The sequence below is a fragment of the Collimonas sp. OK607 genome, from assembly GCF_900111995.1.
GTDB lineage: Bacteria > Pseudomonadota > Gammaproteobacteria > Burkholderiales > Burkholderiaceae_D > Collimonas.
The window spans coordinates 16,592-38,171 of the sequence record NZ_FOKF01000038.1 but is presented as its reverse complement, the minus strand read 5'-3'; the positions used below and the strand labels follow the sequence as shown (position 1 = coordinate 38,171).

The 21,580-nt window shown below is 57.1% G+C and carries 25 protein-coding genes; 20 read left to right on the top strand and 5 right to left on the bottom strand.

Annotation, left to right across the window (positions count from 1 at the left end; genetic code table 11):
* Positions 1-4 precede the first annotated feature (4 nt).
* The 4 genes from BM029_RS20685 (at position 5) to BM029_RS20670 (ending at position 2,209) form a co-directional block, all read left to right on the top strand.
* Positions 5-217: a DUF3460 family protein gene (locus BM029_RS20685; RefSeq protein WP_092439283.1), complete on the top strand. Its 213-nt coding sequence runs from the start codon at positions 5-7 to the stop codon at positions 215-217.
* Positions 218-411: 194 nt separating this feature from the next.
* On the top strand, positions 412-834 hold the full coding sequence (locus tag BM029_RS20680) for a hypothetical protein (protein WP_092439281.1): 423 nt from the start codon (positions 412-414) through the stop codon (positions 832-834).
* Between the two features lie 304 nt (positions 835-1,138).
* Positions 1,139-1,396, top strand: a complete 258-nt coding sequence (locus BM029_RS20675; RefSeq protein ID WP_014008142.1) for a BTH_I0359 family protein — start codon at positions 1,139-1,141, stop codon at positions 1,394-1,396.
* 132 nt (positions 1,397-1,528) lie between these two features.
* The gene (locus tag BM029_RS20670) at positions 1,529-2,209 is read left to right on the top strand and encodes a tRNA (guanine(46)-N(7))-methyltransferase TrmB (protein WP_092439279.1); all 681 of its coding nucleotides are present in this window, start codon (positions 1,529-1,531) and stop codon (positions 2,207-2,209) included.
* A 51-nt stretch (positions 2,210-2,260) separates the two neighbouring features.
* On the opposite strand, the gene BM029_RS20665 is transcribed toward BM029_RS20670, so the two are convergent.
* Together BM029_RS20665 and rsmI are read right to left on the bottom strand one after the other, a co-directional pair.
* Complete coding sequence (locus BM029_RS20665; RefSeq protein WP_092439277.1) at positions 2,261-4,162, bottom strand: potassium transporter Kup; 1,902 nt, start codon at positions 4,160-4,162, stop codon at positions 2,261-2,263.
* 297 nt (positions 4,163-4,459) lie between these two features.
* On the bottom strand, positions 4,460-5,371 hold the full coding sequence (rsmI, locus tag BM029_RS20660; RefSeq protein WP_092439275.1) for a 16S rRNA (cytidine(1402)-2'-O)-methyltransferase: 912 nt from the start codon (positions 5,369-5,371) through the stop codon (positions 4,460-4,462).
* 12 nt (positions 5,372-5,383) lie between these two features.
* Between rsmI and BM029_RS20655 the strand changes: the two genes are divergently transcribed.
* The 7 genes from BM029_RS20655 to BM029_RS20625 all read left to right on the top strand — a co-directional run bounded on the left by BM029_RS20655 (position 5,384) and on the right by BM029_RS20625 (position 11,698).
* Positions 5,384-6,535, top strand: a complete 1,152-nt coding sequence (locus tag BM029_RS20655; RefSeq protein WP_092439273.1) for a penicillin-binding protein activator — start codon at positions 5,384-5,386, stop codon at positions 6,533-6,535.
* 17 nt (positions 6,536-6,552) lie between these two features.
* A complete protein-coding gene (locus tag BM029_RS20650; RefSeq protein ID WP_092439299.1) occupies positions 6,553-6,921 on the top strand; it encodes a YraN family protein in 369 nt (122 codons plus the stop codon).
* A 181-nt stretch (positions 6,922-7,102) separates the two neighbouring features.
* Positions 7,103-7,699, top strand: coding sequence for a phosphoheptose isomerase (locus BM029_RS20645; RefSeq protein WP_092439297.1), 597 nt, complete (start codon positions 7,103-7,105; stop codon positions 7,697-7,699).
* Positions 7,692-8,357 carry a BON domain-containing protein gene (locus BM029_RS20640; RefSeq protein ID WP_092439271.1) on the top strand — a complete coding sequence of 222 codons (666 nt, stop codon included), beginning with the start codon at positions 7,692-7,694 and terminating at the stop codon, positions 8,355-8,357. Before BM029_RS20645 ends, BM029_RS20640 begins: the two co-directional genes overlap by 8 nt.
* Before the next feature lie 108 nt (positions 8,358-8,465).
* On the top strand, positions 8,466-9,056 hold the full coding sequence (locus BM029_RS20635) for a LemA family protein (protein ID WP_170851160.1): 591 nt from the start codon (positions 8,466-8,468) through the stop codon (positions 9,054-9,056).
* Positions 9,057-9,104: 48 nt separating this feature from the next.
* Positions 9,105-11,081, top strand: coding sequence for a M48 family metallopeptidase (locus tag BM029_RS20630; RefSeq protein WP_092439270.1), 1,977 nt, complete (start codon positions 9,105-9,107; stop codon positions 11,079-11,081).
* Positions 11,082-11,167: 86 nt separating this feature from the next.
* On the top strand, positions 11,168-11,698 hold the full coding sequence (locus tag BM029_RS20625) for a TlpA disulfide reductase family protein (protein ID WP_092439295.1): 531 nt from the start codon (positions 11,168-11,170) through the stop codon (positions 11,696-11,698).
* A gap of 135 nt (positions 11,699-11,833) precedes the next feature.
* On the opposite strand, the gene BM029_RS20620 is transcribed toward BM029_RS20625, so the two are convergent.
* Entirely contained in the window at positions 11,834-12,346 is a 513-nt protein-coding gene (locus BM029_RS20620; protein WP_092439268.1) for a winged helix DNA-binding protein, read from the bottom strand.
* Between the two features lie 361 nt (positions 12,347-12,707).
* Here BM029_RS20620 and pxpB point away from each other — a divergent pair, with 361 nt between their 5' ends.
* The 8 genes from pxpB to BM029_RS20580 all read left to right on the top strand — a co-directional run bounded on the left by pxpB (position 12,708) and on the right by BM029_RS20580 (position 19,211).
* Positions 12,708-13,361, top strand: a complete 654-nt coding sequence (gene pxpB / locus BM029_RS20615; RefSeq protein ID WP_092439266.1) for a 5-oxoprolinase subunit PxpB — start codon at positions 12,708-12,710, stop codon at positions 13,359-13,361.
* Positions 13,358-14,335: a 5-oxoprolinase subunit C family protein gene (locus tag BM029_RS20610; RefSeq protein ID WP_092439264.1), complete on the top strand. Its 978-nt coding sequence runs from the start codon at positions 13,358-13,360 to the stop codon at positions 14,333-14,335. The genes pxpB and BM029_RS20610 overlap by 4 nt, the downstream gene beginning before the upstream one ends.
* Positions 14,336-14,344: 9 nt before the next feature.
* The gene (gene pxpA / locus BM029_RS20605; RefSeq protein ID WP_092439262.1) at positions 14,345-15,172 is read left to right on the top strand and encodes a 5-oxoprolinase subunit PxpA; all 828 of its coding nucleotides are present in this window, start codon (positions 14,345-14,347) and stop codon (positions 15,170-15,172) included.
* Positions 15,173-15,255: 83 nt separating this feature from the next.
* The gene (locus BM029_RS20600; RefSeq protein WP_092439260.1) at positions 15,256-15,975 is read left to right on the top strand and encodes a DUF969 domain-containing protein; all 720 of its coding nucleotides are present in this window, start codon (positions 15,256-15,258) and stop codon (positions 15,973-15,975) included.
* Positions 15,972-16,958 (top strand): DUF979 domain-containing protein, encoded by a 987-nt coding sequence (locus BM029_RS20595; protein WP_092439259.1) that lies wholly within the window; start codon positions 15,972-15,974, stop codon positions 16,956-16,958. The genes BM029_RS20600 and BM029_RS20595 overlap by 4 nt, the downstream gene beginning before the upstream one ends.
* A 9-nt stretch (positions 16,959-16,967) precedes the next feature.
* Positions 16,968-17,987 carry a DUF2891 domain-containing protein gene (locus BM029_RS20590; protein WP_092439257.1) on the top strand — a complete coding sequence of 340 codons (1,020 nt, stop codon included), beginning with the start codon at positions 16,968-16,970 and terminating at the stop codon, positions 17,985-17,987.
* A gap of 3 nt (positions 17,988-17,990) precedes the next feature.
* Entirely contained in the window at positions 17,991-18,653 is a 663-nt protein-coding gene (gene pcp / locus BM029_RS20585; RefSeq protein WP_092439255.1) for a pyroglutamyl-peptidase I, read from the top strand.
* 141 nt (positions 18,654-18,794) lie between these two features.
* On the top strand, positions 18,795-19,211 hold the full coding sequence (locus tag BM029_RS20580; protein ID WP_092439253.1) for a F0F1 ATP synthase subunit epsilon: 417 nt from the start codon (positions 18,795-18,797) through the stop codon (positions 19,209-19,211).
* Between the two features lie 43 nt (positions 19,212-19,254).
* Here the strand turns inward: BM029_RS20580 and BM029_RS20575 are convergent, their stop codons facing one another.
* A complete protein-coding gene (locus BM029_RS20575) occupies positions 19,255-19,881 on the bottom strand; it encodes an SH3 domain-containing protein (protein WP_092439251.1) in 627 nt (208 codons plus the stop codon).
* 302 nt (positions 19,882-20,183) lie between these two features.
* Here BM029_RS20575 and BM029_RS20570 point away from each other — a divergent pair, with 302 nt between their 5' ends.
* Positions 20,184-20,474 (top strand): addiction module antidote protein, encoded by a 291-nt coding sequence (locus BM029_RS20570; RefSeq protein WP_092439249.1) that lies wholly within the window; start codon positions 20,184-20,186, stop codon positions 20,472-20,474.
* Positions 20,475-20,544: 70 nt separating this feature from the next.
* Here the strand turns inward: BM029_RS20570 and lipA are convergent, their stop codons facing one another.
* Complete coding sequence (gene lipA / locus BM029_RS20565) at positions 20,545-21,552, bottom strand: lipoyl synthase (protein ID WP_092439247.1); 1,008 nt, start codon at positions 21,550-21,552, stop codon at positions 20,545-20,547.
* Between the last annotated feature and the right edge of the window lie 28 nt (positions 21,553-21,580).

Below are 21,580 nucleotides of genomic sequence, written 5' to 3'. Positions count from 1 at the left end.
TCATATGTTTGCCAAACAGAAAGGCTATAGAGCCGGTCATGATGGCTACGTCTCGGAAATCACTCAGTTCCTGGACAAGTTTCTCGAGGAACATCCAGAAGTAATCGACGAACAAAACCGGGGCTGGCACATATTCTGGGATCGTGACGTCGACCTGGGCGAATTGAAAAAGGCTGACGAGGACAGCGTGCCCGCCAAACCTTACTACTACAGCTAACTCGGCCAGAAGTAAATCCGTCATACCGTTTAGCCCAACCGGTTTAAGCTTATTTTAATTTGTGGCCGCTAAGATGGATTCCGTAGGCGCCCCAAATTTCTTCACAGTCGCGCCAACTTGCATTGTGCAATGTCGTATTTTTCCCCATTCAGCTCTTCTCCCATTGTGGGAGATGCAATTTTGGAGGAGGCATCATGAACAAGCGCACTCTTTTTGCCCTATCAATATTGATGTCGGCAAACCTGGCATTTGCTGCCGATGCTACGCAAAGTCGGCTGCAGCCAACCACCAGCGGTGTCGCCACCTATGTTTCCGGCGGTATCGGGCAAGACGAATCAACTGCCATACAGCAAGCAGCAAAAGACTATTCCCTGACCCTTGAATTTGTCATCAAGGCCGCGCCCAAGGATGAATTTACTTCTGATGTACAAGTGAAAGTGATCGACGCCAAGCAGAACAGCGTCCTGGACACCGTATCAAAGGGCCCTTTCCTTCTGGCGCAACTGCCAGCCGGGCGTTATCACATCGATGCAATCAAAAACGGCCAAACCAAGGCCCATGATGTGACAATCAAACCGGGATCGCATCAACACATCATGTTTGAATGGTCCGAGTAGCGGATCTGCAACATTATTAGCAAGAATTGGTAACAACGATTCGAGCAGGCAGTGCCTACGGAATAGATGGGCTCTGAAGGACTGGCAGGAAAAACCTTTAACCTTCATCAACATTTAGTTCGTGACAAATATCAACGCTGGCGTAGTATATAAATGAAAGAAATATTTAAATTCTTCACAAGATAAATATGTCTCATTTGAAACATGTCTCTCGGAAAAGGAGTTAAAAAATAATATTTTCATTTGCTGGCTTGAAAACTGCTTACTCGATCATTACCTTCTGTCTTAACTACCGGGAGCGCATATGAACCTGATTTATAACAGTGACCAATACAGCGTCGTCGAATTTGGTGCCGATGAACAACGCGAAGCTTTACGTTTCGGCGGCTACGAAATCGTCGATAAATCATTCAAGCGCGAGATTTTCATTGCTGGTGCTTTGGCTGAATTTTTCCGTAAAGGGGTCGAAGATTTGATTGCGACCGAGCCGAGCATCGAAGATATCGATGCCTTTTTAGGCAATTATGACTCGATGATGAGTCAGCCGGTAACATTGCAGTAACTTCCTTTCCGATCCACTTCGTTTCAGTCAACCTGCTGTTGCCGACGCCGTCGACAGCCGTCAGGAAGACTGGGACGGCTTAAGCATTGTTGCCGTAGCTTCGCTTGCGGCGCATTTCCCACGTCTTCCCCCATGTACGCCAATTCCAGCCCGATTCACAGTGCCCAAAGCGGCGTTCATGACCAGCTTGCAGCGACCGTCGCCAAACACGCGGCGCACACTTTTCAAAAACCGGTCAGCGCTTATAACCAGCGCGCGTTTGACGACAGCATTGCCGCCTGGCGCACCGCCGGCAGCCCGCCTTTGATTTTGGATGCGGGTTGCGGCGTTGGCTTGTCGACCATGCATCTGGCAGCGCAGTATCCTGATCATTTCGTGATTGGAGTCGATCAGTCTGCAGACCGGGTTGGCCGCAATACCCTATGGCCGGGCGCGACGCCGCTGCCGGAAAATTTCCTGCGGATTCGTGCCGATCTGGTGGATTACTGGCGGCTACTGCTGGCTGCCCGGATTTTCCCGGCACGGCACTATCTGCTGTACCCGAACCCGTGGCCGAAAATTGGCCAGCTGAGCCGCCGCTGGCATGGCCATCCGGTGTTTCCTGATATCGTCGCCCTCGGGGGAATTCTGGAATGCCGCAGTAACTGGCAGATCTATGTTGAGGAATGCGCCAGCGCCTTGGGCCAGCTAAGTGGCAAGGAGATTGGCTGCGAAGCGTATCAGCCAACACTGCCGATCACTCCGTTTGAGAGTAAATACCTGGCTTCCGGCCATCATTTGTGGCGCTGCCAGGTTAACCTCGGCCAGCCATGAATTCCAGAAATCCCGCAAACCGGAACGGTCTGCGGGAATATTCCGGATAACTTAAATTTCGACCTTGGTACCCAGTTCAACCACCCGATTCACCGGGATATGGAAAAAGTCAGAAGGCTTGGCTGCATTCTGATACATCCAGGCAAAGAGCTTTTCACGCCATAACCGCATACCGGGGATCTTGCTCGGTATCACAGTATCGCGTGCCAGGAAGAAGGACGTATCCATTACGTCGAATTCAAGGCCGAACTGGCTGGTGGTCAACGCCATCACGGCCTGCACGTCCGGCGCTTCCTTGAAGCCGAACGCTGCACGCAGGATATACACGTCGTTGCCCAATTCCTTCAAGGTCAACCGCTTGCTGTCTTCGACGAAAGGCACGTCCCAGATACTGATTTTCAAGAAGAACACGCGCTTGTGCAAAATGCGGTTGTGCTTCAGGTTATGCAGCAACGCTACCGGCACGGTCGCCACATTGCCGGTCATGAACACCGCGGTGCCTTCCACCCGATGCGGCGGATGGGCCAGCAAACCTTCGACGAAAGGTTCCAGCGGAATGCCTTCGTCCTTGCTGCGCTCACGCAACAGCATGCGGCCGGCGTACCAGGTCATCAACAGGAAGAATGCAAAGCCGCCGAGCAGCAGCGGGAACCAGCCGCCGTCGACAATCTTCAGCAGATTGGCGGCGAAGAAGGCGAAGTCGACAACGAAGAAGGCGCTGATGACCAACGCCACCAGGAAGGGATTCCACTTCCATACGGTACGCATGACCACCGCTGCCAGCACGGTCGTAATCAGCATGGTGGTGGTAACGGCGACGCCGTATGCAGCAGCCAGGTTGTCGGATTTCTTAAAGGCCAGCACCACTGCCACCACCAGTATCAGCAACATCCAATTGATTACCGGCACATAGATCTGGCCACGTTCATCTTCGGAAGTATGCAGAATCCGCATGCGCGGCACGAAGCCCAGCAAGATGGCCTGGCTGGTCAACGAGAACGCACCCGAAATCACCGCTTGCGATGCGATCACGGTGGCGGCGGTCGCCAGCAGCACCATCGGCAGCAGCAAGGCGTCCGGCACCATCAGGTAAAACGGATTCTGGATCGCACTCGGATTGGTCAGCAAGTTTGCGCCCTGGCCGAAATAATTCAACATCAGGCAAGGCATGACAGTAAACAACCAGGCAAAGCGGATAGGCCGGATGCCAAAATGTCCCATGTCAGCGTACAGCGCCTCGGCGCCGGTCAGCACCAGCACTACCGAACCCAACACGACGAAAGCCTGCAGAGCATGCTGTTGCATGAATGCGAAAGCATAATAAGGATTAATCGCTACCAGGATCTCCGGAGCTTTGATGACGTTGTAGACACCTAGTACGCCCAGCGACAAGAACCAGACGAACATCACCGGACCGAATAATTTCCCCACCACCGTGGTGCCGTGTTTCTGGATCAGGAACAAGGCAATCAGGATCACCAGTGATAACGGCAACACGTAGCGCGACAGTCCCGGCGTGGCGATTTCCAGCCCCTCAACCGCCGACAGCACCGAAATGGCCGGAGTAATCACGACGTCGCCGTAAAACATGCAAGCTCCGAATACACCCAGCATCATCAACAGCTTGGCGCGGCTCGAACCGGCTTTGGCGGTACGTAGCGACAAAGCCATCAACGCCAGTACCCCGCCTTCGCCGTTATTGTCGGCACGCATCACGAACAATACGTATTTCAGCGAAACCACGATCGTGATCGCCCAGAACAGCATCGAGATAATCCCCAGCACCGCTGCCGGTGTAAACGGGATACCGTGCTCCGCGCTAAAACATTCCTTCAACGCATACAGCGGGCTGGTGCCGATATCGCCGAACACGATGCCCAACGCAGCCAGCGTAATGATGTGTAGACGGGATGACTTGAATCCGGGGCTGTTGCTGGTTTGCGTATTACTCATGTTCTCTCTCTTATTGGTAAGGGCAAGTCTGGCATACATGGCCCACTTACTTCAATTTGATAACTGCCTGAATCTTTTGCCGCATTGCACAAGGAGGCGGATTTTACTATTGAACCCCAGGCCGGAACTAATTGGGAATGTTATTGCCGTTGCTAAAATACATCGCTGCGCGCTGCAATTTGTGCCTATTCATGAATAAGTTCAGGCGGTCAGGACGATACTTACCAATGACAAAAGATTATCATATCTACCCAGTCCGGTGCCTTCAGTGTCTCTCCAGATCCTTCTCAGCGTCCATCAGTGTCTCTCAGTGTCTTTTAGTGCCAACGCTCGTTCATACAGGGCATTTTTCTTTTGCCCGGTAATTTGCGCCGCCAGGGCCGAAGCTTGCTTAATCGACAACTCCGCCAACAATATCTGCAACACCCGCTCTCCTTCAGCGCTGTCGTCGAGCGCTACCGGCGCGGCTTCGATCAGCAACACGAACTCGCCCTTCTGCCGATTGCCGTCGGCCGCCAACCAGGCTGGCGCTTCGCCCAACGGGCAACGATGCACGCTCTCGAACAGTTTGGTCAACTCGCGCGCCAGCACGATTTGGCGACTGGCCCCGAAGGCCTGCAACAAGGCATCAACGGTTTCCACGATCCGATGCGGCGCCTCATACAACACCAATGTCGCAGTGGCGCCGGCCAGGCCGGCCAGCACGATCTCGCGCTGCCTGGCTTTGCTCGGCAGGAATCCGACGAACTGAAACTGATCGTTCACCAGCCCGCTGACCGACAGCGCGGTAACCGCGGCCGATGGCCCGGGCAACGGCAAGGCGCGCAGACCGGCGCGCAGCACGGCGTCGACAATCCGCGCCCCGGGGTCCGACACTGCCGGCGTACCCGCATCGGACACCAGCGCGATGCGTTCGCCAGCCTGCAGACGCGCGACGATCTTGTCGGCTACTTCCCGTTCGTTATGCTCGTGCGCCGCCACCAGAGGCTTGGATAAACCATAGCGATTCAGCAAATGGGCGGTATTCCGGGTGTCCTCGCAAGCCACCGCATCGACCAGAGACAATACGTGCAAGGCCCGCAAGCTGATATCGCAGACATTCCCGATCGGTGTGGCCAACACATATAATGTGGAAGCGGGATACGCTTGCTGCGCCACCTCATCCAAAATCGCTGGGTTGATGAGGTTGCTGGCAGATTGATGAGTCATTGGGAGTTATGAATGTTATATAAATGGGCCAAGCTAACGCTAGCGGCGGGTATCCTGTTGAACGGATTGTGCCCGCCTGCGCTGGCAAACACAACCACAGCCGGAGCGGCCAGCCTGGATGGCGGCGCCGATACCATCCCGCTGGCTAGCATCGCCCTGTTGCTGCCCTTGCGTTCCGGCCCGCTGGGGGCCGCTGCCGACGCCGTGCGCGGGGGCTTTTTAAACGCTTACGAACGCGACAAGAGCGGCCTCGCCGTCACCGTGATCGAAGCCGCCGATACGCCTGGCGACATGCTGGCCGCCTATCTCACTGCCAGCAAGAAGTACGATATCCTGGTCGGCCCGCTGTCGCGCACCGGCCTGACCGCCATCATCCAGAGCGGAAAGGTGGAAAAACCGACGATTGCCCTGACCCAGCCGGATTTTGCCGCCAGCAAGGAAATGGCCCTGCCGGCGCAGTTGCTGCCCATCGGCTTGTCGATTGAAGCCGAGGCGCGGCAAGTCGGCAGTTGGGTCGGCTCCGACTACTCGCCTGGCACGGTATTTGTCCTGAGCACCAATGCAGCCTGGCAAAAGCGCGTCGCCAACGCCTTCATACAGCAAGTGCAAGGCAGTGGACTGCACGCCAACCTGATGACGTTAAGCCTGGAAGACGGCACCTTCAACGCCGGCGCACTGACACAATTGCAGCAACGCATACAAAGTGAAAAGCCGCGTTTGCTGTTTGCCGCGCTGAACGCCGACCAGACCAAGCAGATACGCAGCGCGATTGGCGAGGACACGCCGATTTTCGGCATTTCCCAAATGAATCCGCTGATCTCGAACGATAATAATCCGGAACATCAAATCCCTGAACTGAACGGCGTGCGGCTGCTGGATATTCCCTGGCAGGTAGAACCCGATCACCCGGCCGTCATGGCATATCCGCACCAGCCGGTGGCCGCCGACCACCGCCCTAATGCCGATCTGGAGCGCCTGTATGCGCTGGGCATCGATGCTTTTCGCATCGCCCACGAAATCGCCGCGCGCAATACCGTATTCCAGATCGACGGCGTGACCGGCCAGCTGAATATCAGTTTCGGTGCAGGCACGCCGAGCTTTGAACGCATAGAGCCGGCCGCGGCTTACCAAAATGGCATAGTCATGCCGCTTGGCGCTCCCTGATTCCGCCCGGCGCCGTGATCAAATTCCCGAAAGTGCAATCGCCGCGCCAGGTCAGCGGCCAGATTGCGGAAGACCGCGCGCTGGCTTATTTACAGCAACGCGGCTTGAAGCTGATCGAAAGGAATTTTCGGTGCAAAGGCGGCGAAATCGATTTGATCCTGGCCGAACCGGCGTCGAACCTGCTGGTTTTTGTCGAAGTCAGGCAGCGCAGCAGCCAACGCTACGGCGGCGCCGCGGCTAGCGTAACACGCGGCAAACAAGCCAAACTCATCATTGCCGCCCAGGTCTTCCTGCAGCGTTATGCCGATCTGCCGGCCTGTCGTTTCGACGTGATTGCCATCGAAGACGATGCCGTCGAATGGATCAGGCAAGCTTTCGAGGTTTGATTGATCTACCGGCCGCGGCGGCAACGCCGCTATAATCCGGTCACCATGGTCACAGTACGAGTCACAGCAAGAGTCACAGCAAGAATTCCGACACACTTATCAATCAGAAAACAATTCTGCCAATCAAACCTATATCGCTCAATAGGCTGAAGTGCAGCATTTCACACTCCATACCGACATCATGATAAATCAACGCATCCTGGCGCACTTCAACGAAAGCGCCGAACTCAAGGCCCGCGCAGCAGAGGTTCTGGCAGGGCCGATTGCCAGCGCAGTTGAACTTATGTTCTCTGCGCTGTCCAATGGCAACAAGATTCTTGCTTGCGGCAACGGCGGTTCTGCCGCCGACTGCCAGCATTTTGCTGCTGAACTGGTGGGACGCTTTGAACGTGAGCGCCTGCCGTTGCCCGCATTGGCGCTGACTACCGATACCTCGATTATCACGGCGATCGGCAACGACTACAGTTACAACGAAATCTTTTCCAAACAGGTACAAGCGTTTGGGCAAGCCGGCGATGTACTGTTGGCGTTCTCGACGTCGGGCAATTCAGCCAACGTGCTGGCCGCCATCGATGTCGCGCTGGAGCGTGACATGCGCGTCGTTGCCATGACCGGCAAAGGCGGCGGCGCCATCGGCAAGAAACTGACTGAAGCAGATGTGCATATCTGTGTGCCGCATGACCGTACCGCGCGCATCCAGGAAGTCCATCTGCTAACGATTCACTGCTTATGCGACGGCATCGATGTCGCTTTATTTGGAGGAGATGCGAATGATTGATCGGCAAAACCGGTGGCAGGCAGGTTGGAGCAACTGGCAACGTCCGTTGGCTGCAATAGCATTGTGCGGCACGGTGGTAATTGGCTTGCAAGGTTGCGTAGCGGTAGCGCTGGGCGGCGCTGCTGTCGCCGGCGGCTTTGCCGCGACGGATCGCCGCACGCTGGGCGCGCAGACCGAAGACAAGTCCATCATCGTCAAAGCCGAGACGCGGATTCCAGGCGTCGTCGGTCAGGATGGCCATGTCAACATCACCAGCTACAACCGTAAGGTGTTGCTGACCGGGGAAGTACGTGACGATGCGGCCAAGGCAGCGGCGGAACGCGAAGCGCAATCCATCGAAAACGTGCATTCCGTGGTCAATGAACTGGCAATCGGTGCGCCGTCGACTTTCTCCGCACGCTCCAATGATACGTTCATCACCAGTAAAATCATCGCCTCGCTGGTGGATGCCAAGGATGTGTTCGGCAACTCGATCAAGGTGGTGACCGAACGCGGCAATGTCTACCTGATGGGACGCGTCACCGAACGGGAAGGCAAACGTGCCGGTGAAATCGCTGCGGGTGTCAGCGGTGTACAGAAAGTGGTCAAGGTATTTGAATACATCACCGAAGACGAATTGACGAAAATGTCGTCGGCACCGAGAGAAGAAAGCAAGTAAGCCGATTTTGTCTTGAAACGCCGGAATGAGCCGGCTTGCTTTTCTGCCACTTGTCATATAACGTTGCCGCTGGACAAATTGTCCGGCGGCTTTTTTTTGGGGAAAACAATGATCGGTTTCATCATTTTTCTGGCAATTGTGCTTGGCATCGTATTTTGGGTGGTCGGTATTTATAACCGCCTGGTGAGTTTCCGCAATCGCTTCAAGAACGCATTCGCCCAGATCGACGTGCAACTGAAACGCCGCTACGACCTGATTCCGAACCTGGTGGAAACCGCCAAGGGTTACATGAAGCATGAGCGCGAAACGCTGGAAGCGGTGATCTCGGCGCGCAACCAGGCCGTCAGCGCCAATGCCAAGGTCGGCGGCAACGCTACCGATGCCGCGGCTGTGCAGCAAATGGCGGCCAGCGAAGGCGCTCTCAGCGCCAGCCTCGGAAAACTGTTTGCCTTGTCGGAAGCCTACCCCGATCTGAAGGCTAATCAAAACATGATGCAACTCACCGAAGAGTTGACCGGCACGGAAAATAAAATCGGCTTCTCACGCCAGGCCTATAACGACAGCGTGATGGAATACAACACCGCTATCGAGCAATTCCCGGGTTCGATATTCGCCAACATGTTTGCTTTCAAGCCGGCAGAATTACTGCAGGCGACCGAAGCGCCGGAAGAGCGCAAGGCAGTCAAGGTCACGTTTTGATCAAGTTCGGATTCAGCTCCCAATCCGTCTTGAACTGAACCGGCACGCATGACTTTCTTTGAACAGCAGCATCAGGCGCGGCAGGAAACCAGGAAACTGGTGCTCCTGTTCGTGTTGGCGGTGATCGCGATCGTGGTCGCCGTCAATCTGGCGATGGCGCTGGTATGGACCTTCAAGTTCGGCAGCCATCACGGCTTCCTGCGCCAGTATCCCAAAGGTTTTTTCGAGATCAATACCTTGATCACGCTGCTGCTGATTGGCGGCGGCACCCTGATCCAGACCTTCAACCTGCGCGATGGCGGCGATGCCGTCGCGCTGATGGCCGGCGGCCGCATAGTTTCGCCATCCAGTGGCGATTTGCAAGAGCGGCGGCTGTTGAACGTGGTGGAAGAAATGGCGCTGGCTTCCGGTATTGCGTGTCCCAAGGTCTACCTGCTGGAACGTGAGGATGCGATCAATGCCTTTGCCGCCGGCTACAACCAGAATGAAGCCGTAGTGGCCGTCACGCGCGGCACCCTGAACCGGCTCACGCGCGACGAATTGCAGGGCGTGGTCGGCCACGAGTTCAGCCATATCCTGAACGGCGACATGCGCTTGAATATCCATCTGATCGGCGTCTTGTTCGGTATCCAGATGATTGCCGGCTTCGGCCAGCAACTGATGAATGCCGGCCGCTACTGGGGTGGCCGCGATGACAAGGGGCCACCTTGGCAACTGGTGCTGTTCGTGGCCGGCCTGGTGCTGTTCGCGGTTGGCTACATCGGCATCTTCTTTGGCCGCCTGATCAAATCCGCGGTGTCGCGCCAGCGTGAATTCCTGGCCGACGCCAGCGCCGTCCAGTTCACCCGCAATCCTGAAGGCATTGGCGGCGCCTTGCGCAAAATCGGCGGCCTCACCGACGGCAAAAAAATCGGCTCGCAAATCAATCATCCTAAGGCGGAACAACTCTCGCACCTGTTCCTCGGCAGCGTCCGCGCCAATTTACTGGATGGCTGGTTTGCCACGCACCCGCCGCTGGCAGAGCGCTTGAAGCGTATCTACGGCCGTAACATGACGCCGCTCGATGCACCTGAATTGGCGGTACCGTATGGCTCGAACGTTGAACGCATGCCGGATCTGCCATTCGTCACTGCCGGTTTCGCGGGCGCCACGGCTGCGCCGGCGTCCTCACCGATAGCCGGCGGATTATCGACGCCGTCGCTTGAATTCGGCAATAGCAGCGGCAGATCGCCGCTGTCGCCGCAGCTCGAAAACGCGGTGCACGACCCTGTCGCGGCTTGTGCAGTGGTCTATGCGCTATTGTTGGGTGACGGCGCGGAGCGCTCCGCGGAGCGCGATGTGCAACTCTCCTTGCTCAAAAAAGAAGCTCCGCAACAAGCTGCCTTGGCCATTTTTTTGGCTGAGTCGATCAGCCAGTTGCCGCTGAGCGCCAGGCTGCCTTTGGTCGATCTGGCGACACCGGCATTGCGTCAACTGGCGCAACCTGAACGCGACAAGATGCTGGCGCTGGCAGACCAGCTGATCGCCGCCGACAGCCGCATCACACTAGCCGAATTTGTGGTGCAGACCATATTGACGCGCCGCCTGGCAGCGCGCGCCGGACGTCTGGTGCCGATCAAATACAATCGCCTGTCCGAACTGAGCAGCGAGGTCGCCGTGTTGCTTTCGCTGGTGGCGCATGTGGCGATATCGACGAGTCGTGGCGACGCTGTCGCTGCGCGCATGGCTGCTTTCCTGCGCGGTGCGCAGCTTTGCCCGGAACTCAAGCTCGCAGCCCAGGGCTATTGCGACGGCGCCAGCCTCAGCTTCCCGCAAGTGAGGCTAGCCCTGGACCACGCCAATCAACTGGCGCCGCTGGCCAAACCGCAATTGATCAAAGCTTTGCTTGCCGTCGCCGATAACGGCGCTGAATTGCCGATTGCCAGCGCCGACATCCTGCGCGCAATTTGCGCCGGCATCGAAGCCCCGATTCCGCCGGCGGTCGCTGCCACTTATCACGCCTATCCGTGGCAATTCGATAATTAATTAATAATAATTTTGCCGCTTTCGGCAAGCCCGCGAGCAGATCGTTATAATGAGCATTCTCGGGGTTTCCCGTATTGGATGCTGTCATGCAAGCTCAAGTTGAAAGTACCGCCGGTAAACGGCTTTGGATCAAGGCCGCGGCGGCCGTAGCGGTGGTAGCGTTAGCCGTGGCCGGCTATATGTCGATGTCAAACACGCATGCCGCGCCCGATGTCTCGTTTACCAACCTCAAGGGTGAACAGGTTTCGCTGAAGAGCTTGCGCGGCAAAGTGGTGATGGTGAACTTCTGGGCCACCAGCTGCACCACCTGTGTCGCCGAGATGCCGCAAATGGTACAAACCTACAACATGTACAAGGACAAGGGTCTCGACTACGTCGCCGTGGCAATGAACTACGACCCGCCAAACTACGTGTTGAATTTTGTGCAAACCCGCAGCTTGCCGTTCCAGGTGACGCTGGATACGCAAAGCAAGCTGGCCAATTCCTTCGGCGACGTCAAGCTGACACCGACCACCTTTGTCATCGACAAGCAAGGCAATATCATCAAGCGCTACGTTGGCGCACCCAAGTTTGAAGAGTTGCACGCCCTGCTCGACAAGGCACTGGCAGCGGCATAAAGGTTCTGGTAGGGTGGGCACGCACTTGTGCCCACGCGGAGTTCGGATCGGCACAGCGTGGGCAGTAAAACCTGCCCACCCTACGAATCAAAAAGGCGCATCAGGCGCCTTTTTTTATGCCTGTAGAAATCAAATCTATCTCGACGTGGCAGCACGCGAAGCCGTGTCATACAAGCCGGAGGCGGTTCGTAACAGTTTGGCCGCATCGCCCAACGCCTGGTTCGACAAACCGGTATCAGACAGCACCGTAATCAAACACTCTTCGCGCATCTCGCGATATTTGAGGCACAGCGCGTAACCGCTCTCAGTAGCGGAAAAATGCGCCTCCTTGCCTACTTTTTCGCTTTTTATATAGCCGGCTTTCACCAGTTTCTTCAATGCGTAACTGGCAATATGCGTATCTTCGATATTCAGCACGAAGCAAATGTCCGCCAGGCTCTTTTTGCGTTCACGGTGACAAACATGATGCAACAAAGAAACCTCGACCGGCGTCATATCCTTGACGCCGGCAGCCGACATGCAACGCGCCATCCAGCGATTAAACGCATTGCCGGCAATGATCAATGCGTATTCCAGCTCAGATAGTTCGACACTGCTTTCCGAAGCCAGATGGGCCGAAGACAGGATTTTAGGGGCAGCAACGTTCATACATTTCCTACAAAACGCCAAGAAAAATTAATCATACAACTAGTTTCACTAAAAACCAGAGCGAATTTATGCCTGCGTTTCTGCAACAACATAAACTATTTACACACAAATTATTGACATTTTATTTTTGATGAACGATATTGCCCCTTAATTAAGCTCTTGGTAATAAAGAGTAAGCTTGTTGGGGGTAGACTAATTCGGCACGCTGCAATGGTTGCTAACCCGACTGCTAACTTGTTTCGCCATTTCTTTGCAATTCAACGTATTGTCCAAGCAGTCGAGGACAGAGTCATACGCCGCCCTGCGGCATTCCGCTCTGCACCGCAACTGCCGACTATTCTGCCGAAGGAAGCCCGCAGTCATGACTCAAGCCGTCATACAAGCCCTTGGTGAAAGCGCCCTGATATTGAATGCAGGGGCCAGCGCTACCCTGGAATGCCAACAGCGCTTGTGGGCCATCGCTGCCAAAGCCTCGCATTGGCCGCACGTGCGCGACGTCGTCCCGGGCATGAATAACCTGACTATCCTGTTCGATCCGCTAGCGGCCGACGCCGGGCAACTGGCGGAGAAACTCCAGAATGCATGGGATGCCGCCTCGATCAGCCAGAAGACCGGACGAAAAATCGACATTCCAGTGGTCTATGGCGGCGCCAGCGGCCCTGACCTGGAAGAAGTCGCGCGGCACACCGGCTTGTCGCCGGCAGAGATCGTCAAACGCCATACGGCAGCGGAATATATCGTCTATTTCATCGGCTTCCAGCCGGGTTTTCCTTACCTCGGCGGGCTCGATCCGAGATTGGCCACACCGCGCCGCAGCGAACCGCGGCTGGTGGTGCCGGCCGGATCGGTCGGCATTGGCGGTAGCCAGACCGGGATTTATCCGGCGGCCTCGCCCGGCGGCTGGCAACTGATCGGCCATAGTGCGCTGCAGCTGTTCGATCCTGCTGCCAATCCTCCTACCATACTGCAACCGGGTGACCGCGTACGTTTCGTCGCCAGCGAGGTGATTGCATGATCAAGATCCTTCGCGCCGGACGCATCAATTCGGTCCAGGACATGGGCCGCAGCGGCTTGCGCCATCTCGGCATCTGTCAATCCGGAGCGCTGGACCGCACCGCGCTCGCCACCGCCAATCTGCTGGTAGGCAATCCGCGCGACGCTGCCGCCATCGAATTCACGCTTGGCCCGTGCCAACTTGAATTCGCGTTCGACTGCCGCATCGCCTTGGGCGGCGCCGATTTCGCGGCAACGCTGGATGGCCGCCCATTGCCGTCGTGGTGGAGCGTGCGCGTACACGCCGGACAAATTCTGAAGCTGGAAGCAGCCCGCCACGGGATGCGCGCTTACCTCGCAGTCGCCGGCGGCATCAATTCCGCAACCCAGCTAGGTTCGCGCGCCACGGATCTGCAGGCCGGCTTTGGCGGCCATGGCGGCCGTGCCTTGACTGAAGGCGATGCCCTGTCTGCCGGAGAACTGACCGACCCTGCCGCGCCGTTGCATGCTGCGGCGTCTTTCGGCGTACGCCCACCCGCCTGGTACCAGGCCGACGATACCGAAGCACTGGCGATCCGCGTCATACCCGGCCCGGAATATGACATGTTCACAGTGGCCGCACAAAAAACTTTCTGGAACAGCAGCTGGACCTTGACGCCGCAAAGCAATCGCATGGGTTTTCGGCTGAGCGGACCGGAACTGAAGATCAAGAAGGGTAACGACCTGCTGTCCCATGGCGTACTGCCGGGCGTAATCCAGGTGCCGCCTGCCGGCCAGCCTATCGTCCTGATGGCGGATGCCCAAACCACCGGCGGCTATCCAAAAATTGGCGTCGTGATCGGCGCCGATTTGGCCAAACTGGCGCAGTTGCGCTTCAATCGCACCATACAGTTTGTCGAATGCGACGCCACCCAGGCGCGCGAGGAATTGCGCCAGGAGGCGGCATACCTACAGCAAATCGAAACCGCGATGCACTGGTTGCGTCCGGCCAAATAGGAGCAGACCATGCCCACGAAAGCGAAACGACAAGATCAACGACACGGAAAACGACACCATCAGGTCGACCTTAACGCCGACCTCGGCGAACAAAGCAACGGTAGCGACGAAGCATTGCTGGCGCTGGTCAGCTCGGCCAACATCGCTTGCGGCTGGCACGCCGGCAGCGCCTTGATGATGCAGCAATGCGTAACCTGGGCGGTAGCGCAAGAAGTCGCCATCGGCGCCCATCCGAGTTTTCCCGATCGCGACAATTTCGGCCGCACCGAAATGCAGCTTCCGGCCAACGAGATATACAGCGGCGTGCAGTATCAGATCGGTGCGTTGGCGGCTATTGCCGGCGCCCACGGTGCGCAGCTGGCGCACGTCAAGCCGCACGGCGCGCTGTACAACATGGCTGCGCGCGATGCGGCACTGGCCGACACCATCGTCGCCGCGATCCGCGACGTCGATCCGGCGCTGGCCTTGTTCGGCCTGGCAGGCAGCGAGCTGATCGCCGCCGCCCATCGTGCCGGTTTGCAGGCAGTGGAAGAAGTGTTTGCCGACCGCGGCTACATGGCGGACGGCAGCCTGGTCAAGCGTGGCACGCCAGGCGCCTTGATCGAAGACGAAGATCAGGCATTGGCACAAACCATGCATATGATCCGTGACGGCAAAGTCCAAGCGACAGACGGTAGCTGGGCGCCGGTCACGGCGGATACAGTGTGCCTGCACGGCGACGGTGCGCATGCGCTGGCATTTGCGCATCGCATCCATGACGAACTGACGCAGCAAGGCATCGCCATCCGCGCGCCTCGGATAGCCAGTGCAGACAGCTTGTTTCCGCTGCTGGGCTAAAAGACAAAACAGAAAAAATCAGCACCAGGAAGTCAACAGAACCGGCGACGCAACAACGAACGCCTCAATATTAGGAGATAGCAATGACCGTAACAGAATTATTGCCGCTGATCGGCATACCGATTGTGGTGGCAGGCTTTGCCTTGAAATTCAACCCCTTGCTGGTGGTGACCGTGGCAGGCCTGGCGACCGGCCTGGCGGTTGGCATGGATATCGGCACCTTGCTGGAAACCTTTGGCGAGAAGTTTATCAACAGCCGTTCGCTGGCCGTCTATGTGTTGATCTTGCCGGTGATCGGCCTGCTTGAAAGTTACGGGCTGAAAGAACGCGCGCAAGACTGGATTTCGGGCATGGCAGCCGCCACCTCGGCGCGTATCCTGATGTTGTACTTTGTTTTGCGCCAAGGTTTCGGCGCGCTCGGCCTGACCTATATCGGCGGCCAGGCACAAACCGTGCGACCGCTGCTGGCGCCGATGGTTGAAGGTGCCGCTACCGCGCGCCACGGCGAACTGCCGCTACACATCCGCGACAAGCTGCGCGCGCATTCCGCCGCTTGCGACAACATCGCCGTGTTCTTTGGCGAAGATATTTTCATTGCCTTCGGCGCGGTGCTGCTGATGGATGCCTTCCTCAAGGAAAACGGCATTCTCGGTATCGAACCTCTACATCTCGGCTTATGGGCCATTCCTACCGCCATCTCGGCACTGATCATTCACATGTTCCGTCTGGTGCGGCTTGACGCCAGCATCGCGCGCGATGTCGCCGCCTGGAAAAAAACTGAAGGAAACGAGGTAACAGCATGAGCGCCCTGATCACCATCAATGAAATCTACTATCTGATCGGCGTCATCCTCATGCTGCTGGTTGGCATGACCTTACGCGATAAGGGCAATCCGAAACGCGTGACCACGGCATTGTTCTGGTTCTTGTTCGGCACGGTATTCCTGTTCAGCGATTTGCTGGTTTCCTCGCTCGGCAAACCGATGGCTTACCGCATCATCGGCGTAGTGGTCGTGTTGATTTCGCTAATCGCCGGTTGCGGCTTGCTGTCCATCGGCTCTTACAAGCAACGCAGCGCTGAACAACGCCAGGCATCGGCCAACACGATTGGTAACTGGATCTTCCTGCCGGCGATATTGATTCCGGTAGTGACCGTACTGTGCACGGTTTTACTGAAGGGCGTGGCGATCGGCGGCGTCTATCTGCTCGACCAGAAACAGCTGACGCTGGCGGCGCTTTGCGTAGGCTGTATCTGCGCGATCCTGGCCGGCTGGAAACTGACCGGCGGTACACCGCTGCACGCCGTGCGTGAATCGCGCCGGTTGCTCGACGCCATCGGCTGGGCCGCTGTCCTGCCGCAAATGCTGGCGATGCTCGGTGGCGTGTTCGTTGCCGCGCAAACCGGGAAATCGGTGCAAGAAGTAGTCAGCCTGTTCGTCAATCCGGACAGCCGCTTCATGCTGGTAGTGATTTACTGCGTCGGCATGGCATTGTTCACCATGATCATGGGTAACGCGTTTGCGGCTTTCCCGGTATTGACTGCCGGCATTGCCTTGCCCTTCCTGGTCGTCGGCCACCATGCCGATCCGGCGCCGTTGGTGACCATCGGCATGCTTGCCGGATATTGCGGTACATTGATGACGCCGATGGGAGCCAACTACAACATCGTGCCGGCGGCGCTGCTGGAGCTAAAGGATAAATACCTGGTGATCAAAACCCAGATTCCGACGGCATTGGTACTGTTGGGAGCGAACATACTGTTGATGTATTTCTTGATATTCCGCTAAGGAGACACCATGCACCTAACTCTTGACCAGGTTGCGGCCTTCGCGCGCTTGCCTTTGCGCTCGCTACGCCACGAATATCCGAACTACATCATGCACGCCCTGAACGGCCCGCAAGATGCGCAAACGCCGCGCGCCATGCATCCGGTGTTCTACGGCTGCTACGACTGGCACTCCGCGGTACATGGTTACTGGCTGCTGGCACGTTGCGCCCGCCTGTATCCGACGTTGCCGCAACAGGATGAAATCGCGGCGCTGTTCGACGAGCACTTCACCGTTGCCAACATGCAGCAGGAACTGGCATATTTCCTGGCGCCGGGGCGGGTTTCTTTTGAACGGCCATACGGCTGGGCCTGGATCATGGCGCTGGCGCAGGAGCTGGACACCTGGCAGCACCCCAAGGCCAAAACCTGGCTGGCAGCCATGGAACCGCTGGTGGCTGAAATCCGCAGCCGCGTGTTCAGCTATTTCGCCAAGCTGAGCTATGCGATTCGAGTCGGCACGCATTACAACAGTGCGTTTGCCCTGAAACTGATTCTCGATTTCGCCCGCCATCGCCAGGACAGCGAACTGGAAAGCGCCGTAGTCACTGCCGCCTGCCGTTACTTCATGGGCGACAGCAATTACCCGGCGCACTACGAGCCGGGCGGCGACGAGTTCCTGTCGGCAGCGCTGACCGAAGCTTTGCTGATGGCGGACGTGCTCGATGCAGACGTCTTCGTCGACTGGTTTGCCCAGTATTTGCCGGCGCTGGCCGACATCGACCGGCTGATGAATCCGGCAGAGGTCAGCGACCATAGCGATCCGAAAATCGCTCATCTGAATGGTTTGAATTTAAGTCGTGCCTGGTGCATGAAAAAGATTGCCCGGCGCCTGCCGGAAATCGACCCGGCCACCGCTACGTTGACTGCAGCGGCGCGCCGCCATATCGAGGCCGGCTTGCCGCATGTCGTCAGCGGTGAATATGCCGGTGAACACTGGCTGGCGACGTTTGCCATGCTGGCGATGGAAACGGCAAACCAGGACAGGTGACCTATGGCTCAGAAAATTCAGTGCAGCATTTTACTTACCGGCTTTGAGCCGTTCGAACAAGAACCCCTCAATCCATCATGGGAAGCCGTACGCGCGCTGGATGGCTGGCAGTGCGAAGGCGCCAGCGTGACAGCACGTCAATTGCCCTGCGTTTTCGGCACGGCGCTGGAAGTGCTGGATCAGTTGATCGATGAGCTCAAACCGGTACTGGTCATTTGCGTCGGCCAGGCCGGCGGCCGCAGCCAGCTGTCGGTGGAGAGGGTCGCCATCAATGTCGACGATGCGCGGATTGCCGACAACGCCGGCCGCCAGCCGGTCGACCAGCCGATTTATAGCGACGGCCCCGCAGCGTATTTTTCGACGCTGCCTATCAAGGGCCTGGTCAAGGCGATGCGCGCTGCCGGTGTTCCGGCGGAAGTTTCGCAAACTGCCGGCACTTTTGTCTGCAACCATGTGTTTTATGGCTTGATGCATCAGCTGGCCACACATGCGCCCAAAGTCCGCGGCGGCTTCATTCATATCCCGTATATTCCTTCACAGGCTGCGCGCCATCCAGGTCAACCAAGCCTGGCGCTGGATACGGTCATCGAGGGTTTACGGATTGCGCTGCAGAGCGCCATGACGTTGCAACAGGATGTGATCGAAGGCGGCGGACAGCTGCACTAAATCTGCTACATGCGCGAGTACATGCGCCGGGGCATACGGATTCCGCTAATTTCCTGATTTTCGGCAAGCCGATCTTGTATCATTGGTTTAACGGGGGTGTTGAAAGACGCCCGATGATGCAGTCAAGTTACAGGAACCCGTATGTCGGAAACTCAAGTCGTTGTAGTAAGCCCGGAAGGCGAGCTGTACGCCGGGAGCGCAGGATTGGTCACCCTGCCGGGCATCGCCGGCTCGCTGGGTATATTGCCCGGCCACACTCCACTGCTGACTCGCCTGAAGCCAGGCGCAGTCCATATCAAACGCCTGACAGGCGAAGATGATTTCATTTATGTCGCCGGCGGCTACGCCGAAATCCAGCCGCACTCCGTCACCATCCTGGCCGACACTGCGATCCGCGGCAAGGATCTGGACGAAGCCAAAGCCACCGCTGCAAGGCAGCAGGCCGAGGAACGTTTGCAGAATCTGGCTTCGAATATCGACTACGCGCTGGCGCAAGCCGAGTTAGCGGAAGCGACTGCACAGCTCGCCACGCTTGCGCAGATGCGACGCGCCAAATAACCTGAGCGAGGCGCCTGGCTGACGCCAGACACCTCACGGCAAATCAACGCGGTTGCAGTGTGATTCCGCCATTCGACGGCCGACCGCCACCACCCGAAGGTCTGCCACCTGATGGCCGGTTCCCGCCTGGCGGCCTGGCGCCGTGTGGCGGACGATTTCCGCCGCCGAAGCCCGGCTGCGGATGCGGTCTGCCTGGCTTGACTACCGGCGGTTTCGGATGTGGCCTTGGCGGCGGCCGCACATTTACCGGAGGACGCGGCCGGTGCGGCCGATGCGCCCAATGCGACTGCTGTCCGTACCAGGGCCGGTTGCGATAATTCTGGTTCCAATAAGCGCCAAGGGTGAAGGCGATAATCGGCAATCCGATGCTGCTGCCGTAAGTCATCACAGGTACCGGATTGCCCTGATAGGGATAATTCAGGTTTTGCGCATACACCCAACCGCGATTGCCATCCGGCAGCGATATATCGCACCATGTATAACCGTTGATACAACCTGCCACCGATACCGGAGTGCCGGGACGAAGCTGCGCCACCAGCGGATAATCACGTGCCGGACCAGCCCGCAGATTGACGTTTTTACTGGTAAATGCCTGCTGCTGGGCGATTGCGGCAACTGGAACGCTGAAGCAAGCGACTGCAATCAACGGCAACAAACGGATGCGAATCATGACCACCTCCAATGGATTGACAATCGATACTGCGCCCTGCGCGAACGCTGTTAAGAATACATCGAAATTTACTTAGTGGAAACACTGCGCTCACTGATACACGCTATCACCTGGCATGGAGATGAATGGTCGCATGAAACCATGAGTAAAAGGCAATTTTCACTGTTGAAAAGTGATTTATAAACTACAATCTCCACAAACGAAATGGCACGATCATCATTTGCTGTGTAGTGGCGATAAGGGTAAGCAAGCAAAGGACAGCAAGACGGCAAAGCGACTAGCTGCTGAATAGAGCGAATGAAATGACTAAAGAAAAAATGACAACCTACGATCCTGCCGAAGATTTAGCTTCTAGTGAAGCAATCGCGGCTTTCATGGCCGCAGCATTCGAGACCGGTGACGCTGGTTATATAGCGCATGCGCTAGGAGTTGTCGCTCGCGCGAAAGGCATGGCGGAAATTGCCGGACAGACCGGCCTTTCCCGCGAACAGCTTTACCGCTCTTTCAGCGAGAACGGTAACCCGACCTTAAAAACCACTCTTGCCGTAATGAAGGCGCTTGGCATTGATCTGACTGCCAAGGTTCACGCCTGATTATGGCCATCGGGATTCAGTATGACGAAAACCTGTCTGCCGCTGAATCCCATGGAAATGTCCCCGTCACTTACTGAGTGTTCACCACCATGCCGGCATCATGCGCCTGCTGGTCCGCATGGTAAGAACTACGCACCATGGCGCCCACGGCAGCGTGCGCAAAACCCATCTTGTAGGCTTCTTCCTCATACATCTTGAAGACATCAGGATGCACATAGCGCCGCACCGGCAAGTGATTCCCGCTTGGCATCAGGTACTGGCCGATGGTCAGCATGTCGACGTCATGGGCGCGCATGTCGCGCATGACTTGCAGTACTTCTTCATCGGTTTCGCCGAGGCCGACCATGATGCCGGATTTGGTCGGCGTGTTCGGATGCAGCGCCTTGAAGCGCTTCAGCAGGTTCAGCGAATATTCGTAGTCTGAGCCGGGCCGCGCTTCCTTGTACAGGCGCGGTGCGGTTTCCAGGTTGTGGTTCATCACATCAGGCGGCGCCAGGTTGAGGATTTCCAGCGCGCGATCCATACGGCCGCGGAAATCCGGCACCAGGATTTCAATCCGGGTATTCGGCGACAACGCCCGCACGTGGCGGATGCAATCGGCGAAATGGCCGGCGCCGCCGTCACGCAAATCGTCGCGGTCGACGCTGGTGATGACAACGTAATTCAATTTCAGCGCGGCGATGGTCTTCGCGAGGTTTTCCGGCTCGTTGACGTCGAGCGGATCCGGGCGGCCGTGGCCGACATCGCAGAACGGGCAGCGACGGGTGCATTTGTCGCCCATGATCATGAAAGTTGCCGTGCCCTTGCCGAAACACTCGCCGATATTCGGGCAGCTGGCTTCTTCGCAAACCGTGACCAGGCTATTGGCGCGCAGGATGTCTTTGATTTCGTAAAACCGCGACGATGGCGAAGCTGCCTTGACGCGTATCCAGTCCGGCTTTTTCAGAGCTTCAATCGGGATGATCTTGATTGGAATGCGCGAGGTCTTGCTGGCGCCTTTTTGCTTTTCGGACGGATTGTAGCTAGCGGTGGCGATGGTGGCTTCTGCAGGCAGCGACGGCGTGGTTTCTGTGGTCATGGTCTAGGCATTTCCTTGCTGGAGTCTC

Excerpts from the sequence above, each read along its gene's own strand:
- BM029_RS20685 (WP_092439283.1), top strand. The coding sequence starts at position 5 with ATGTTTGCCAAACAGAAAGGCTATAGAGCCGGTCATGATGGCTACGTC.
- BM029_RS20680 (WP_092439281.1), top strand. The coding sequence starts at position 412 with ATGAACAAGCGCACTCTTTTTGCCCTATCAATATTGATGTCGGCAAAC.
- BM029_RS20675 (WP_014008142.1), top strand. The coding sequence starts at position 1,139 with ATGAACCTGATTTATAACAGTGACCAATACAGCGTCGTCGAATTTGGT.
- BM029_RS20670 (WP_092439279.1), top strand. The coding sequence starts at position 1,529 with ATGTACGCCAATTCCAGCCCGATTCACAGTGCCCAAAGCGGCGTTCAT.
- BM029_RS20665 (WP_092439277.1), bottom strand. The coding sequence starts at position 4,162 with ATGAGTAATACGCAAACCAGCAACAGCCCCGGATTCAAGTCATCCCGT.
- rsmI (WP_092439275.1), bottom strand. The coding sequence starts at position 5,371 with ATGACTCATCAATCTGCCAGCAACCTCATCAACCCAGCGATTTTGGAT.
- BM029_RS20655 (WP_092439273.1), top strand. The coding sequence starts at position 5,384 with ATGTTATATAAATGGGCCAAGCTAACGCTAGCGGCGGGTATCCTGTTG.
- BM029_RS20645 (WP_092439297.1), top strand. The coding sequence starts at position 7,103 with ATGATAAATCAACGCATCCTGGCGCACTTCAACGAAAGCGCCGAACTC.
- BM029_RS20640 (WP_092439271.1), top strand. The coding sequence starts at position 7,692 with ATGATTGATCGGCAAAACCGGTGGCAGGCAGGTTGGAGCAACTGGCAA.
- BM029_RS20635 (WP_170851160.1), top strand. The coding sequence starts at position 8,466 with ATGATCGGTTTCATCATTTTTCTGGCAATTGTGCTTGGCATCGTATTT.
- BM029_RS20630 (WP_092439270.1), top strand. The coding sequence starts at position 9,105 with ATGACTTTCTTTGAACAGCAGCATCAGGCGCGGCAGGAAACCAGGAAA.
- BM029_RS20625 (WP_092439295.1), top strand. The coding sequence starts at position 11,168 with ATGCAAGCTCAAGTTGAAAGTACCGCCGGTAAACGGCTTTGGATCAAG.
- BM029_RS20620 (WP_092439268.1), bottom strand. The coding sequence starts at position 12,346 with ATGAACGTTGCTGCCCCTAAAATCCTGTCTTCGGCCCATCTGGCTTCG.
- pxpB (WP_092439266.1), top strand. The coding sequence starts at position 12,708 with ATGACTCAAGCCGTCATACAAGCCCTTGGTGAAAGCGCCCTGATATTG.
- BM029_RS20610 (WP_092439264.1), top strand. The coding sequence starts at position 13,358 with ATGATCAAGATCCTTCGCGCCGGACGCATCAATTCGGTCCAGGACATG.
- pxpA (WP_092439262.1), top strand. The coding sequence starts at position 14,345 with ATGCCCACGAAAGCGAAACGACAAGATCAACGACACGGAAAACGACAC.
- BM029_RS20600 (WP_092439260.1), top strand. The coding sequence starts at position 15,256 with ATGACCGTAACAGAATTATTGCCGCTGATCGGCATACCGATTGTGGTG.
- BM029_RS20595 (WP_092439259.1), top strand. The coding sequence starts at position 15,972 with ATGAGCGCCCTGATCACCATCAATGAAATCTACTATCTGATCGGCGTC.
- BM029_RS20590 (WP_092439257.1), top strand. The coding sequence starts at position 16,968 with ATGCACCTAACTCTTGACCAGGTTGCGGCCTTCGCGCGCTTGCCTTTG.
- pcp (WP_092439255.1), top strand. The coding sequence starts at position 17,991 with ATGGCTCAGAAAATTCAGTGCAGCATTTTACTTACCGGCTTTGAGCCG.
- BM029_RS20580 (WP_092439253.1), top strand. The coding sequence starts at position 18,795 with ATGTCGGAAACTCAAGTCGTTGTAGTAAGCCCGGAAGGCGAGCTGTAC.
- BM029_RS20575 (WP_092439251.1), bottom strand. The coding sequence starts at position 19,881 with ATGATTCGCATCCGTTTGTTGCCGTTGATTGCAGTCGCTTGCTTCAGC.
- BM029_RS20570 (WP_092439249.1), top strand. The coding sequence starts at position 20,184 with ATGACTAAAGAAAAAATGACAACCTACGATCCTGCCGAAGATTTAGCT.
- lipA (WP_092439247.1), bottom strand. The coding sequence starts at position 21,552 with ATGACCACAGAAACCACGCCGTCGCTGCCTGCAGAAGCCACCATCGCC.